The organism is Janthinobacterium tructae (assembly GCF_006517255.1).
Classification (GTDB): domain Bacteria; phylum Pseudomonadota; class Gammaproteobacteria; order Burkholderiales; family Burkholderiaceae_D; genus Janthinobacterium; species Janthinobacterium tructae.
The window spans coordinates 994,095-1,007,559 of the sequence record NZ_CP041185.1; the positions used below are offsets into that span (position 1 = coordinate 994,095).

A 13,465-nucleotide genomic window follows, 5' to 3' on the forward strand; every position below is an offset into this window, starting at 1 on the left:
AGGCGTACGCCGTGGGGCAGGGCGCGTGCGCTATGATGCTGTTTTGCCATTCAGCAAGTTCCAGGACTCACCATGAAAATCGCCTTCTTTGCCAGCCAGCCCTACGACCGCCGTTTCTTCGATGAAGCCTTGCCATCCCAACCCGACTCTGCCGGCATCGAACTGGTCTACCACAGCGCCTTGCTGAGCCAGGAAACCGTGGTCCTGGCGCAAGGCGCCGAGGCCGTTTGCGTGTTCGTCAACGACGTGCTCGACGCGCCCGTGCTGGAAGCCCTGCACGGCTATGGCGTGCGCGCCATCCTGCTGCGCTGCGCCGGCTACAACAACCTCGACCTGGAAGCGGCCAGGCGCCTTGGCTTTTTTGTCGCCCGCGTGCCCGCGTATTCGCCGGAAGCCGTGGCCGAATACACGCTGGCCCTGGTGCAAACGCTGAACCGCCACACGCACCGCGCGTATGCCCGCGTGCGCGAAGGAAATTTTTCGCTCGATGGCTTGCTGGGCTCTACCTTGCACGGCAAGACGGTGGGCATCGTCGGCACGGGCAAGATTGGCCTGGCCACGGCGCGCATTTTTAAAGGTTTCGGCTGCACGGTGCTGGGCCACGACCCGTATCCTGCACCCGCGTTCGCGCAGCTGGGCACGATGGTGGAACTGCCGCAGCTGCTGGCCGAGTCCGACATCGTTTCCCTGCATTGCCCCCTGATGGAGAGCACGCGCCACATGATCAGCGAAGCGACCTTGCCGCTGATGAAGAAGGGCGCCATGCTGGTCAACACTTCGCGCGGCGGCCTGATCGACACGGGCGCCGTCATCGAAGCGCTCAAATCGCGCCAGCTGGGTTCCCTGGCCATCGACGTGTACGAACAGGAAAGCAATCTGTTCTTCCAGGACCGCTCGTCCGACATCATCGATGACGACATCTTCCAGCGCCTGATGACCTTCCCGAACGTGCTAGTGACGGGCCACCAGGGCTTCTTCACCATCGAAGCGCTGCGCGAGATCGCCGCCATCACCTATCATAACCTGCAATGTTTCCTGCAGGGCAAGGCATGTGAAAACAGCGTATTAGCTGCTTGAAGCCGGTTTTTTGGGCTTGGGCGGCGGCTTCGGTTTCGGCAGCGGCAAGGCGTCCGCCGTGCGCCGCGCCAGCTGACTGAGCCACTCACGCTCGTCCCACAGGCCGCCATCGATGAGGAAATACGGCTTGGCTTGCGGATAGGGCGGCGCCTCCTGCAGCGTGCTCATCGTACTGATCCAGGCGCGGCCCGCGTCCGTCGGCTTGATGAACAGCTGGTCGTCGGCGACGATGGCGAACATCTTGCCGTCGCAATACAGGCCATATTCGCCAAACATTTTTTTCGCGTTGACGCTGCCCACGCCCGCCAGTTGATCGAGCAAAAAATCCACCGTGCCTTGCTGTGATGCCATGTTGTCCTCCGTTTGAAACAGCAGTGTAGCGCACTGGTCAGGAGTCGCCGGCAAGGCTACACTACATCTATTGATTTTTTCGCATGACGTATTTTCCTATGACACCCGAGCCTATTATTCACCGCGGCATCAGCATCGCCACCCTGGCCGCCGGCCAGTCCGTCGAAACCCATTGTGCACCGGGCCAGACCGCCATCCGCGAGCAGGCCGATGGCTGGTGGCTATATTTTGTCGACGAAGACGGCAAGGTCGACGGCTATGACAGCCCGTTCGCCAGCCACGCCGAGGCGCTGTGGGCGGCCAAGGCCGCGGCCGAGTTCAGCGCGCAATGAAGGCCAGTCCATGGGCCTTCCTGGGCTTGCCGCAAGCGCCCGTGCCGGAAGCGGAAAGCGCGGACTACGGCGCCTGCCGCGCTATGTTCGATGGCAAGCGGCTGGTCTTGCGCGTGGCGAAAACCACGCCGACGAAAACAGGCCAGTTCGTCACCGTCTGGAAGCGCCCCCATCCCGATGCCGAGATCGCCCCGCTCGATGAAGCGGACCCCGTCGATATCGTCATCATCGCCGTGGACGACGGCGCGCAGCACGGCTTTTTCATTTTTCCGCGCAGCGTGCTGCTCGAACGCGGCGTGATGTCGCGCGCGGGCAGCGGCGGCAAGCGCGCGCTGCGCGTGTATCCGCCCTGGTGCCTGCCAGAATCTGCCCAGGCCCTGCGCACGCAGTGCTGGCAGGTGGCGTGGTTTGTGGCGGCGGGCGACCAGCAAGGGCTGGATAGATTGTTTTATTGAGGAAACAAATGATTTTTATGAAAATTGATAAGCCTGTGTTCTTTCCCTCTGCCCGAACGTCTTGCGCATGGGTGCGAGCAGTGCGGGAAGTGCGAATGATGTTGTGTCTGAGCGTAGCGCTCTGTCCGCTGGCCGTGGTCGCGGCCCCGCCCGATCCGGGCGCCGACGCGTGGCGCGCGCGATTCGCACGCGAAGTCGATCATCGGCTGGAGGTGCCAACGGCTGACCAGGCGCGCTATGTGGCGCTGTTGAAACAAGCGCTGGCCGATGCCAATGTCACCGATACGTCAGCACAGACTTTGCTGCTGGTGGACCGCAGCCCGCAGGTACAGGCCGCCTTTGTGATCTTGCATACAGAGCCAGATGCATGGTCGTTCATCGGCGCCACGGCCGTCTCGACCGGCAAGGTGGGAAGCTATAATCATTTCTTGACGCCGTTGGGGGTGTTTCCACATACCCTGGAAAATCCCGACTTTCGCTCCGAAGGCACGTTCAACGACAATCACATTCGTGGCTATGGACGGCGCGGCATGCGCGTCTTCGATTTCGGTTGGCAACAGGCACAGCGCGGCTGGGGCACGGGCGCCATCAGCCAGATGCGCTTGCAAATGCACGCTACCGATCCGGATGTGCTGGAAGCTCGCTTGGGCAATGTTGCTTCCGAGGGCTGCATCCGCATTCCAGCCACATTGAATGTTTTTCTCGATTCACACGGTTTGCTCGATGCAGTCTATGAACAAGCCGTCAAGGACGGCCGCCATTTGTGGGTGCTCAAAGCGGATCGCGATATCATTGAATGGCCGGGGCAGTATATGGTCATCGTCGATTCGCTGACGGAAGTGCGGCCTGTATGGTCGCCCGCGCCCAAACCCTAATGCCGCAATCACGACCAGGACCTACTTAGCCACTACACGCTGCCTCTCAGGAAAAGGATGAATGCCATGTCGGAGCCGCAGGGTAGTGAAGGGCTGACAGCCGCGCAGGCCGCGCAGCGCTTGCTGGAAAACGGGCCAAATGCCTTGCCCGCCTCCCGTCCCTTGAGTGCCGGGCGCCTGCTGCTCGATGTCGTTTCCGAACCGATGTTTTTGCTGCTGGTCGCCTGCGGCGTCATCTACCTGCTGCTGGGCGACCGCAATGAAGCGCTGATGCTGCTGGGCTTTGTTTGCATCGTCATGGGCATCACTTTTTTTCAGCGCAGGCGCACGGAACGCTCGCTGAATGCCCTAAGCGACCTCTCCTGTCCGCGCGCCCTGGTGATACGCGACGGGAAGCAGGAGCGCATCGCTGGCAGGGACCTGGTGCTGGGAGACCTGGTGCTGCTGGCCGAGGGCGACCGCGTGCCCGCCGATATGGAACTGCTCAGCGCATCGAATTTGACGGCCGACGAGTCCATGCTCACGGGCGAGTCCGTGCCGGTCATCAAGCATGGCGCCTCCGATGCCGGCGGCAGTCCGGACAGTCTGGTGTATTCCGGCACCCTGATCACGCAAGGCACGGCCAGCGGCCTGGTGGTCGCCACCGGCCCGCACAGCGCGCTTGGCCGCATCGGCGCCTCACTGGCCAGCATGGGGAGCGAGCTGACGCCGATTCAACGGGAAACGCGGCGCGTCGTCAGGCATGTCGCCATCGGCGGCTTGTGTCTCGCCGCCGGCCTGGCATTGGCGTATTGGTGGCTGCGCGGCGACGCCTTGCAAGGACTGCTGGCAGGCCTTACGCTGGCCATGGCGATCCTGCCTGAAGAATTGCCGGTGATACTGACGCTTTTCCTGGGCCTGGGCGCCTGGCGCCTGGGGCGCGAAAGCATCCTGGCGCGCAGCATACCCGCAATCGAATTGCTCGGTGCAACGACGGTGCTGTGCGTTGACAAGACAGGTACGCTGACGGCCAACCGCATGGACGTGGCCCGGCTCTGCTCGGAAACTTGCACCCACGATTGTCAGGGCAATCCTGCCACTGCCTTGCAGGAAGAGCTGCACGGCTTGCTCGAATATGCCGTCCTGGCAAGCCATCGTCGGGCGTTTGATCCGATGGAGTCGGCCATCGGCCAGACCGGCGCCCGCCTGCTGGCCAATACGGAGCACCTGCATGCCGACTGGCAGCTGATCGACGATTATCCGCTGTCGCGGCAGATGCTGGCCATGTCGCGGGTGTGGCAATCGCCGGACCGTTCCGAGTTCCTGGTGGCTGCCAAGGGTGCGCCCGAGGCCATCATCGATCTGTGCCATCTGGCACCAAAGCGCGCCGCCGCCATCGCGGCCCAGGTGCAGGCCATGGCGAACGACGGTTTGCGCGTGATCGGCGTCGCCCGCGCCACGTTTGCCGCGCCGCCCCTGCCTGACAACCAGCACGTCTTTGATTTTGAATTCCTGGGCCTGCTTGGCTTGCACGACCCGGTGCGCCCGGAAGTGCCCGATGCGGTGGCGCAATGTCACGCGGCGGGCATCCGCGTGGTGATGATCACGGGCGACCATCCCGCCACGGCACTGGCGATCGCGCGGCAGGCCGGTATCGCCGGCGTGGCCAGCGCTGTGATGTCCGGCATGGACCTGGCCGCGCTGGACGACACGGCACTGCGCGCGCGCCTGGCCGACACCGACGTCTTTTGCCGCATCGCGCCGGAACAGAAGTTGCGCCTGGTACAAGCTTTTCGCAGCCGTGGCGATATCGTCGCCATGACCGGCGACGGCGTCAACGACGCGCCCGCATTGAAGGCGGCCAACATCGGCGTGGCCATGGGCGCCCGTGGCACCGACGTCGCGCGCGAGGCGGCAGCGCTGGTCTTGCTCAAGGATGATTTTTCTTCGCTGCTGCTGGCGGTGCAACATGGCCGCCGCCTGTTTGCCAATCTGCGCAAGGCCATCGTCTTCATCGTCGCGGTGCATGTGCCCATCGTTGGCCTGTCCATCCTGCCCGTGCTGCTGGGCTGGCCCATGCTCCTGATGCCCGTGCACATACTGTTTTTGCAAATGGTGATCGACCCCGCCTGCTCGATCGTGTTCGAGGCCGAGCCGATCGAAGCCGATGCCATGACGAGCAAACCGAGAAGGCCGGACATGCATTTGTTCGACCGTGAAATACTGCTGCGCGGCTTGCTGCAGGGGGCAGGGCTGTTGGCCATGCTGGTCGGCTTCCACGTGCTGGTGCGCTGGGCCGGCCATTCCGACGAAGTGGCACGCACGACGACCTTCCTCAGCCTGGTGCTGTCGAACCTGGGACTGATCTATGTCAACCGCCAGTGGACCCAGCCGTCATGGAGGAGGGGGATCAAGTCGAACCGGGCGTTCGCCTGGATCAGCATGGCGGCCTCGCTGTTGCTGTTGCTGGTGCTGGGCGCGGCGCCTGTCCGCGAATTGTTTGCCTTCGCGCTGCCGGACATGGCGCTGCTGATGCAGTGCGCATTCGTCGCCGTGCTCGGCATCGCCTGGTTCGAGTGCGTCAAGTGGGCGCTATCGACATGGCGATGGCCGCGCCGCGCGGCGGCGGCGCAGTGATGCACGGCAATGCAGATCAGACCATCTTGCCGTCGATGAGCAGAATTTCTTCGAGCAGGGCGCCGTGACGCAGGACGAACAGCACATCCATGCCGCGTTTCCTGGCCAGCGCGACACCGTCGACCTCGCCCAGGACCATGAACGCCGTGGCCCAGGCGTCGGCCAGCATGCAGCTGGGGGCCAGCACGCTCACGGCGGCGAGACGGTTCGCTACCGGTTGGTGCAAGGCCGGATGCATGGTGTGGGCATGGCGCGTGCCGTCGATCTCGACCCAGCGGCGATAGTCGCCCGAGGTGGCGATGGCCACGTCGTGCAGTTCCATCACGCCACCGATTTCACGCATGCCATGTGTCGGCTTTTCTATCGCCACGCTCCAGGCCTGGCCATCGGGTCTGGTCGAGCGCGCGCGCGTTTCGCCATCGATGCCGACCAGGTAGCTGGCGATGGACCAGCCATCGAGGCAATGCGCCAGCTGGTCGACGCCAAAACCCTTGGCGATGCCCGACAGGTCGAGCGTCAGCGGCGCGCGCTTGCGCACCTGCAGAGCCGCCAGATCCACCTCCAATGCCTTGGTGGCGGGGCAGTACGTTTTGCCATGCCGGGCCGCGATCTGCGGCGATGGCGCGCATTGCGACGGCCCGAATCCCCAGTCCTCCACCAGCTGGCCAACCGCCATGTCGAAGGCGCCGCCCGATTCGCCGCTGACCTGCAGCCCCGCAGCGAGCACCTGCGCCAGTTCCCGCGGCACAGGAATCCAGGTATTTTCCGGCGCCGCGTTCAGGCGGCACAGGTCCGAGGCGACATTCCAGGTCGACATCTGCCGGTCGACCCTGTCGACGGCGGCAAACAGGCTGGCGCCGATGGCGGCCAGGTCCGCTTGTCCGCCCGCATAGAATACGGCCGTATAGCGGCTGCCCATGGTTTCGCCATTCAGGCTGTAGCGCCGCAGCGCGGGTTCAGAAGACGTCTTCACGATACCTTCCTTTTTCCCGCAGCGCCGCCACATCGAGCTTGAGCGGCGCGAGTATCTGGTCCATGGCCTGCCTGACGCTGGCAGCCATGGCGCGGCTGCCGCAGACGAGCACCTGGCCATCGTCGGCGATCAGGCGGCGCATATTGTCGGCATCCTCCATCAGCCGGGTCTGCACGTGGACGCCGTTCGTGACTCTTGAGAAGGCCGTGTGCAGCTGCGTCAGCCGGCGGTCGGCCAGATAGTTGCGCAGCTCGGGCTCATACAGAAAATCGGAGTCGGGATGGCGCCCGCCCCAGTACAGGTACATCGGATGCTGGCCCGTATTGTTGCGGATGAAACCGGCCAGTGGCCCGATCCCGGTACCGGCACCGATCAGGATGACGGGCGCCTTGCCCAGGGCTGGACGAAATTGCGGATTGGGCTGGATAAAGGCCTCGATGCGGTCCCCCGGCAGCAAGTTGTAAAGGTAGCTTGAACACACGCCCCCGGGCTGCTTGCGCACGCAAATTTCCAGCACGCCGTCACCCGATCCGCTCGCCAGCGAATAGAAGCGCGGCATGGAACTGCCGGGCGCCATGACACCCGCGAGGTCGCCGGCCTCGAAGCGGGGCAGTCGGTGGGAGGCAAGCCGGCTTTTCAGCCAACCGGCGCTGGCCGGCGGCGGGGCGGCTATAAAGCGCAGCACCACGGTGGGATCGTGCTCCTCCTCGCCGTAGGCGATGCGCTCACGCAACTGCAGCGCATGCGTGTGCGGATGTGCGGGCGCATAGTCGAGTACGAGCTCGTGGCCCAGCAGCGCGCCGACCTGGCTCCCCCAGCGCGCGAATTCCTGCGGCGACTGGCGGTCGATCAGGGCCAGTTCCAGCGACCGGCGCCATCCGCGCGCCGCCATCGCCGCGTCGACCTCGTGTGCGAACTGGCAGAACGTGGGGAACTGGCGGTCGCCGAAACCGAGTACAGCGTAACTTGCCTCCTGCTTGGGGGCAATACCGGCCAAATTGGTCAGAAAGTGCGTGGCGCAGGCGGGGGCGTCGCCATCGCCATACGTCGCCGTCAGGATGAACAACTGGCGCGCGGCGTTGTGGCGCGACGAGAACTGATTCATCGGCGCCGTGTGCACGCGTTGTCCGGCCTGTCGCAAGGCATCATGCAGCGCGCGGGCAAAGCCCCAGGTACTGTTGTTTTCGCTCCCCACCAGGATCACGCTGTCGGCCGAAGCCGGAGCCGAGTTGTTGGCGATGCGCGGTTTGGCGCGCTGCCGCTGCCACCATACGGCGATGCCCGTTACCGCCAGCCAGGGCGCGCCGAGCGCACTCAGGCCGAGTATCAGACCCAGCCACCACAGGCCTTCGCCCGTATGCAACTGATAGATCAGTTCAAAGGCTTCCCGGACATTGCTGTGCGCGCGGAAGGCCAGCAGCGCGCCGCTGGACTGGTCGACATAGGCGTCGCCTTGCCGGGTGCGCAAGGTATAGACGGCGCTGCTGTCACCGGCAAGCGGAAAGGAAAGCTCGCGCAGATCGACCAGCCTGGTGGCCAGCAGGGCTGGCAAGCGGGCAGCAGGCAGCGGGGTTCCGCCGGAGGTGGTGGCGGGGATATCGGGTTCGTCCTGGCTGCCATCGGCAATGAGGGCGAAGGTCGCCGCCGACATGTAGCTGCCGGTCACTGCGGACAACAGCAGGCCGGCGACAGCAAAACGGGCCACCGCGGCGTGCCAGCGCTGGCTGCGATTGCCATGCAGTGGACGTGCCAGCTGGCGCCAGCCGCCCACCCGCTTGAGCAGCAGGAATAAGCCTGAGCTTGAGACCAGCAGCATCAGCAGGGCGGTGATGCCGACCGCGGCGCTGCCTGGCGTGTCGAGGAAGAGTGACCTGTGCAACTCCTTGAACCAGCGCGCGTAGGCCGGCGGCGCATAGGGCGCGATCGCCTTGCCGCTGGATGGGTCGACCCGGTCCACGCCCGAGATGTCACCGGCGCTGTAGTAGACGATGATGGTTCCGGAGGCCGTGCGCTGGATCTGCTCGGCTCCCGGATAGTGGCGCGCCACCCGGCCCGCGAGTTCGGCAACGCTGACGCCCGCCGGCACGCTGGTGGCCAGCCGCTCGATCGCGGGGTTGATCGACAGCACGGCGCCCGTCAAGCCGATGAGCATAACCAGCAGTGCGCTGATCAGGCCAGCGAGCGAATGTATCTGTCGTAACATGCGGCGGTGGCTACATGTCGTAAATGAAGGACTTGACGTAGCCGCGTCCACCGACGGGTTTGCCGGCGCCCTGTTTGCTCAGTGGCGTGCGCACGTCGGCCGGATTGTCGCGCCCGTCCTCTGCCGCGCTGTCAACCCGGATCTCGTAACCTGCATCGATCAGGGTGTCGGCCAGTTCGACTGTCACCTTGAGGGTTTTGCCGCTGCCGACGCTCGCTCCGCTGATCCCGTCAAATTCGCGCGCGTTCATGCCGCTACCGCGGGCCCAGTCGCTCAGGTGCTTGTAATACTTGGTCTTCTTTCCAGCTACCCACAACGTTTTCTTGTACTTGCCGGCGGCATCCGTGACATATACCGCCAGGTAGGCGCCGTTGCCGGCGTAGTTCTTCAGTTGCGCGGTGAGTGTGACCGGGCGTGCCTGGACGAAGCCGGGCAGCGCCAATGCACCTGCAAGGCAGGCGCAGGCTGTGATGTGTTTCATTTCTTTTCCCCTTGGAATGTCGGACCTGCAGGCCGCCTGACGGGAGCCTGTGGTACAGGGCCGAGGTAGTCGGCGGCGTCGCCGTTGTTGCCGAAGTCCACCGCCATGCTGCGCATGCGCAGCGACGCCGGGGAGTATTTGGCCTTGACTTTGTTGCCGTTGCGATCAATGGCTCTGAGCTCGTAGCAGCCATCATCGATCTTGATGCGCTGGACCGTCCAGCCGCGCTGTTCGGCTTCCCGCTGCAATTGCTCGCGAGGTTTCCAGTCGGCAATCGGATCCGTGCAGTGGACATCCGCATGGACCGCATTGCTGAAAACCAGGGCAGACAACGCCATGCATGTGCGCGCTAAGAACATCGCTTGCTCTCCTTGATAACCACCTGAGCATGGCAGTTCATGCTGACATGATACTGACCTGCCAGGCATCGCGCGATGACAAATCCGGGTATTTGCGGGTCAACCATCGTGAGATCAATTTTTTTGCAAATATAGGCGGCACACTGCGCCACCGCGCTTGTTTCCGGGCCATAGAGGGCCTATTGTCTGGTGACAGGAACGACAGGAGGGCGTGCAAATGACAATCATTCAGGTATTTGAGCCCGCCATGCCCGACGCCTGTGCCACAGCCCCAACCGGCGGCTCCTGCTGCGGCGGAAAAACCTGCTAAGGAGTTCTTCCATGCCAGCCGCCTTCCACTTTCTCGACCATCCTCCCGCGTTCATGTTTTTTACGGGCAAAGGAGGCGTGGGCAAGACCTCGCTGGCCTGCGCCCATGCCGTGCTGTTGGCCGACCAGGGCCGGCGCGTCCTGTTGGTCAGCACGGATCCCGCTTCCAACGTCGGCCAGGTGTTTGACATGGCGATCGGCAACCGGATTACTCCCATCCTGGCCGTTCCCGGCCTGAGCGCGCTGGAAATCGATCCGCAGGCCGCCGCCCAGCTGTATCGCGACAAGATCGTTGGGCCGGTGCGCTGCGTGCTGCCGGAAGCGGTGGTCAAATCCATCGAAGAGCAGCTTTCCGGAGCGTGCACCACCGAAATCGCGGCCTTCGACGAATTTACCGCGCTGCTCACCGATGCGCATATCCTCAAGGACTATGACCACATCGTATTCGATACGGCGCCTACCGGCCATACCATACGGATGCTGCAATTGCCGGGCGCCTGGGATGCCTTCCTGGAGGAGGGCAAGGGCGATGCATCCTGTCTGGGGCCACTGGCGGGACTGGAAAAGCAGCGCGACCGCTACCATGCGGCCGTCGCGGCGCTGGCCGATCCTGCGCGCAGCCGTTTGATTCTGGTGGCGCGGGCACAAGGCGCCACCCTGCGTGAAGCGGCCCGCACGCATGATGAGCTCGCCGCCATTGGCCTGACGCAACAATACCTCGTCATCAATGGCGTGTTGCCAGCGTCAGAGGGGGCAAGCGATCCGCTGGCCGCGTCCGTCGTGCAGCGCGAGCAGCGCGCCCTGGCCGCCTTGCCTGAGGCTCTGCTGTCACTGCCCCAAGACCGGATCCCGCTGATGCCGTTCAACCTGGTCGGCCTCGACGCCTTGCGCCGCCTGCTGCTGGCCGAGGGCGGCAGGACGCCTCCCGCCGTCGCGGTGCTGCCGGAGATCGCCACGCCGGCCCTTGCCAGCTTGGTCGACGAGATCGCCCGTAACGGTCACGGTCTGATCATGCTGATGGGCAAGGGCGGCGTCGGCAAGACCACCATTGCCGCCGCCGTGGCGGTGGCGCTGGCCAGGCGCGGCCATGCGGTGCATCTGACGACCTCGGATCCTGCGGCGCACCTGTCCGAAACGCTCAGCGGCTCACTGGAGCATCTGACTGTGAGCCGCATCGATCCGCATGCGGAAATCGAGCGTTACCGCCGGGAGGTGATGGAGACAAAAGGCAAGAAACTCGATGCGGCCGGACGCGCATTGCTGGCGGAGGACTTGCGCTCGCCCTGTACCGAAGAAATTGCCGTCTTTCAGGCGTTCTCGCGCGCGATACGCGAGGCTGGCAGACAATTTGTCGTGATGGATACCGCCCCCACGGGCCACACGCTATTATTGCTGGACGCAACGGGCGCCTATCACCGGGAAGTGCTGCGCCAGATGGCCGACACGCAGCTGCACTTCACTACGCCCATGATGCAGTTGCAGGACCAGGCCCAGACCAAGGTATTGATCGTCACGCTGGCCGAGACGACCCCGGTGCTGGAAGCGGCCGGCCTGCAGGCCGACCTGCGCAGGGCGGGTATCGAACCGTGGGCCTGGGTCATCAACAACAGCCTGTGCGCGGCCAGCCCGCGCTCGCCGCTGTTGCGCCAGCGCGCCCTGAACGAACAGGTGCACATTGCCACAGTGGCCCGGCAGCTCGCGCATCGCTACGCGGTAGTGCCACTGCTGGCGGAGGATCCTGTGGGTATCGCCCATCTGGAGCAATTGAGCATGCCGGCTGTAGCGGCTGAGCGCCAGGTATTCTGATGGGCGCCATCCAGCGCAATTTTCCGCGCCTGGCGTCGAACTGGCAGGGCGGCGCGCGTTTGCCAGTTGCCGCAGTATCGGCCGGTTCGGACTGCGCCGCGCCAGCCACAGGCCGGAAGGGGTTGGCCTTCCGGCCACTGGGACAGCTCGCGCAACTTTACGACACTGGGCTGGTCCTCCAGGGTAGCAGGCCTACCCTAAAAGTTGATTCTGAAGCTATATCTTCAACGGCACGATTGCTAGTTTAAGGCGACAAATAATATAACTATACATATTATATTTTTTCATATAATATAAGTTCTGTCTAATTTCTATATTTAATCTATGAGCGACTTGGAAAATGGGCTTGATTTGCGAGCTATGCGTGCGGCGGCAACTCAGGCATGCGGCATACTGAAGGTCCTCGCGAATCCGGACCGGCTGCTTCTCCTCTGCCAGCTGACGCAGGGGCCTCACTGTGTACGTGAGCTTGAAAATGTCCTGGGTATACAACAGCCAACCCTTTCTCAGCAGCTTGGCGTGTTGCGCGATGAAGCGCTGGTGACCACGCAGCGCGAAGGGAAACAGATTTTCTACAGCATTGCCAGTAGCGAGGCAAAGGCTGTCATGCAGGTGCTATATCAACTCTATTGTGAAAAAGCAACGGGAGCAACATCATGATGATCGATTGGGTCAATTTCACGCCTTGGACCTCCCTGGCCGGCGGCATGCTGATCGGCTTGGCAGCAGCAATGTTTTTGCTTTTCAACGGCCGTATTGCCGGGATCAGCGGCATCCTCGGCGGTTTGCTGCAATGGCCGACTGGCGACCTGGCGTGGCGCATCGCATTTCTGCTCGGTCTGGTTGGCGCACCACTAGTGTATGGCCTCTTTGCGCCGCTGCCCACGGTTCAAGTGGACGCGGGAGCCATAACACTGGTCGCGGCCGGTTTATTGGTCGGCATCGGTACGCGTTATGGCTCAGGTTGCACCAGCGGCCACGGGGTTTGTGGCCTGTCGCGAAGGTCGCCGCGCTCTCTGGTAGCGACCGGGGCCTTCATGGTGGCCGGCTTCCTCACCGTTTTCATCGTTCGTCACGTCATTGGATAAGGAGCGCACCATGCATAGCATCACGGCACTTATTGCAGGGATCGTTTTTGGCCTCGGTTTGATTCTCTCCGGCATGACCAATCCAGCCAAGGTCGTCGGCTTTCTCGACCTGGCAGGACGCTGGGATCCTTCACTCGCGATGGTCATGGGCGGCGCCATCGTTGTCGGGCTGGTGGCGTTTCGCTGGGCAGAAGGGCGCACACGGGCACTGACCGGCGCCATCATGCGCGTACCGACGGCCTCGCACATCGACAGGCGGCTGATACTGGGCGGCCTTGCCTTCGGCACCGGCTGGGGACTGGCAGGCTATTGCCCTGGACCGGCGCTGGCGTCACTGCTCAGCGGTGGTGCCAAGCCCCTCATTTTTTTCGCCGCAATGCTTGCTGGCATGGTGGTATTTGAATTGCTGGAACGCCTGCCAATCCGCCGAAAGCAAATTGCTTGAGCAAAAGATGACATTGCATCTCTTCCGCGCTTTGCGCCAGCACCGTTGTGACCGTGTCGACGCGAATGGAGGGGATGCCTGAACTGCAGCCGATT

The 13,465-nt window shown here is 63.4% G+C and carries 14 protein-coding genes; 9 read left to right on the plus strand and 5 right to left on the minus strand.

What is annotated here, in order from left to right:
• Positions 1 to 72 precede the first annotated feature (72 nt).
• Complete coding sequence (locus FJQ89_RS04315) at positions 73 to 1,077, plus strand: 2-hydroxyacid dehydrogenase (protein ID WP_141169192.1); 1,005 nt, start codon at positions 73 to 75, stop codon at positions 1,075 to 1,077.
• On the opposite strand, the gene FJQ89_RS04320 is transcribed toward FJQ89_RS04315, so the two are convergent.
• Entirely contained in the window at positions 1,066 to 1,428 is a 363-nt protein-coding gene (locus FJQ89_RS04320; RefSeq protein ID WP_141169193.1) for a TfoX/Sxy family protein, read from the minus strand. The two genes, FJQ89_RS04315 and FJQ89_RS04320, sit on opposite strands and share 12 nt — an antisense overlap.
• A gap of 83 nt (positions 1,429 to 1,511) precedes the next feature.
• Between FJQ89_RS04320 and FJQ89_RS04325 the strand changes: the two genes are divergently transcribed.
• The 4 genes from FJQ89_RS04325 to FJQ89_RS04340 are packed head-to-tail and all read left to right on the plus strand — an operon-like array spanning position 1,512 to position 5,706.
• Positions 1,512 to 1,760 carry a hypothetical protein gene (locus FJQ89_RS04325; protein ID WP_243136413.1) on the plus strand — a complete coding sequence of 83 codons (249 nt, stop codon included), beginning with the start codon at positions 1,512 to 1,514 and terminating at the stop codon, positions 1,758 to 1,760.
• Positions 1,757 to 2,215 (plus strand): MepB family protein, encoded by a 459-nt coding sequence (locus tag FJQ89_RS04330; protein WP_141169194.1) that lies wholly within the window; start codon positions 1,757 to 1,759, stop codon positions 2,213 to 2,215. The genes FJQ89_RS04325 and FJQ89_RS04330 overlap by 4 nt, the downstream gene beginning before the upstream one ends.
• Before the next feature lie 8 nt (positions 2,216 to 2,223).
• On the plus strand, positions 2,224 to 3,090 hold the full coding sequence (locus tag FJQ89_RS04335) for a L,D-transpeptidase (protein ID WP_141169195.1): 867 nt from the start codon (positions 2,224 to 2,226) through the stop codon (positions 3,088 to 3,090).
• A gap of 57 nt (positions 3,091 to 3,147) precedes the next feature.
• Positions 3,148 to 5,706, plus strand: a complete 2,559-nt coding sequence (locus FJQ89_RS04340) for a cation-translocating P-type ATPase (RefSeq protein WP_168208365.1) — start codon at positions 3,148 to 3,150, stop codon at positions 5,704 to 5,706.
• 16 nt (positions 5,707 to 5,722) lie between these two features.
• On the opposite strand, the gene FJQ89_RS04345 is transcribed toward FJQ89_RS04340, so the two are convergent.
• Genes FJQ89_RS04345 through FJQ89_RS04360 form a run of 4 tightly spaced genes read right to left on the minus strand, consistent with a single transcriptional unit; the run spans position 5,723 to position 9,722 of the window.
• A complete protein-coding gene (locus FJQ89_RS04345) occupies positions 5,723 to 6,679 on the minus strand; it encodes an FAD:protein FMN transferase (RefSeq protein WP_243136414.1) in 957 nt (318 codons plus the stop codon).
• A complete protein-coding gene (locus FJQ89_RS04350) occupies positions 6,663 to 8,882 on the minus strand; it encodes a PepSY domain-containing protein (protein ID WP_141169197.1) in 2,220 nt (739 codons plus the stop codon). Before FJQ89_RS04350 ends, FJQ89_RS04345 begins: the two co-directional genes overlap by 17 nt.
• A 10-nt stretch (positions 8,883 to 8,892) precedes the next feature.
• On the minus strand, positions 8,893 to 9,363 hold the full coding sequence (locus FJQ89_RS04355) for a DUF2271 domain-containing protein (protein WP_141169198.1): 471 nt from the start codon (positions 9,361 to 9,363) through the stop codon (positions 8,893 to 8,895).
• On the minus strand, positions 9,360 to 9,722 hold the full coding sequence (locus tag FJQ89_RS04360) for a PepSY domain-containing protein (RefSeq protein ID WP_141169199.1): 363 nt from the start codon (positions 9,720 to 9,722) through the stop codon (positions 9,360 to 9,362). Before FJQ89_RS04360 ends, FJQ89_RS04355 begins: the two co-directional genes overlap by 4 nt.
• A 321-nt stretch (positions 9,723 to 10,043) precedes the next feature.
• Between FJQ89_RS04360 and arsA the strand changes: the two genes are divergently transcribed.
• The 4 genes from arsA to FJQ89_RS04380 all read left to right on the plus strand — a co-directional run bounded on the left by arsA (position 10,044) and on the right by FJQ89_RS04380 (position 13,370).
• Entirely contained in the window at positions 10,044 to 11,837 is a 1,794-nt protein-coding gene (gene arsA / locus FJQ89_RS04365; protein WP_141169200.1) for an arsenical pump-driving ATPase, read from the plus strand.
• 324 nt (positions 11,838 to 12,161) lie between these two features.
• A complete protein-coding gene (locus FJQ89_RS04370; RefSeq protein ID WP_141169201.1) occupies positions 12,162 to 12,497 on the plus strand; it encodes an ArsR/SmtB family transcription factor in 336 nt (111 codons plus the stop codon).
• The gene (locus tag FJQ89_RS04375; RefSeq protein WP_071080474.1) at positions 12,494 to 12,925 is read left to right on the plus strand and encodes a YeeE/YedE family protein; all 432 of its coding nucleotides are present in this window, start codon (positions 12,494 to 12,496) and stop codon (positions 12,923 to 12,925) included. The genes FJQ89_RS04370 and FJQ89_RS04375 overlap by 4 nt, the downstream gene beginning before the upstream one ends.
• Positions 12,926 to 12,935: 10 nt before the next feature.
• Complete coding sequence (locus tag FJQ89_RS04380) at positions 12,936 to 13,370, plus strand: YeeE/YedE family protein (protein ID WP_141169202.1); 435 nt, start codon at positions 12,936 to 12,938, stop codon at positions 13,368 to 13,370.
• Positions 13,371 to 13,465: the final 95 nt, after the last annotated feature.